Below are 889 nucleotides of genomic sequence, written 5' to 3' on the forward strand. Positions count from 1 at the left end.
AATTGTGGCAGTTAATTGGTGCGGCCGAAAAGGCTTTGCTGATTATTGCAGTCTTCGTTTTATTGAATAGCTTCGTTGGCTTATTAACGGGTATTCTTAGCAGTTTAAATGAACGTCGGCGCGAAATTGCGATTCTCCGTTCTTTAGGTTGCCGGCCGAACCAGATATTTGTACTGCTGGCCTCAGAGTCCTTGCTGTTTGCAGTGCTTGGGTGTGCGCTAGGGTTGGCGGTATTTTTCGGTGCTGTATTGATGAGTCAATCCTTATTGCAAGGCTATGGCTTAACGATATCGCTGACTAGCTTCGGTTCTGAGCAGCTTGCCTTGGTGGCAGCGGTCGTCGGTATGAGTTTGTTAATCGGCTGTATACCGGGCTATCGAGCCTATAAACAATCTTTAGCTGACGGCATGTCGATCAAACTTTAGGAGAAAGTAAATGAAGCTACTAAGAGTGCTTTTAGTTGTGTTGCTTGTTGTCTCTCCGCTTGCTTTTGCAATAGGGAAAGACACGTATAAAGAGATATCCTGGGATGATTTAATGCCCGAAGGTTGGGAGCCTCCGGTGCCACAAGAGCAGGAGTTTTTCGAAGGAGAGTCTTTCGAAAGCGGCGCCTTTGAAGGTGAGTCATTCGAGGGGCAGGCTTACGATGGGGACCTAAACCCAATACCTGCTCAGGTTCAGGAGCCTGCACCAGTCGTGAAATCTCTTGATCAACAGAAACTCAAGATTCCGGGTTATATTATTCCTCTCAAATTCACCGCTGACTCGGTGTCGGAATTCTTGCTGGTACCCTATGTAGGAGCTTGCATTCATGTACCGCCGCCTCCTGAAAATCAGATCGTTTATGTGACTTTAAAAGAGCCCTTAATGACTAGTGAATTTTGGACGC

Annotated in this window: 2 protein-coding genes; both read left to right on the plus strand. The window is 46.7% G+C overall.

The window, feature by feature from the left end; translation table 11 throughout:
• A partial coding sequence (locus tag A3735_RS00225; RefSeq protein WP_197485542.1) for an ABC transporter permease occupies positions 1-425 on the plus strand: 425 nt, incomplete at its 5' end.
• A gap of 10 nt (positions 426-435) precedes the next feature.
• The coding region (locus tag A3735_RS00230; RefSeq protein ID WP_068637326.1) for a DUF3299 domain-containing protein at positions 436-889 on the plus strand (454 nt) is incomplete at its 3' end.

It is taken from the genome of Oleiphilus sp. HI0061 (assembly GCF_001635675.1).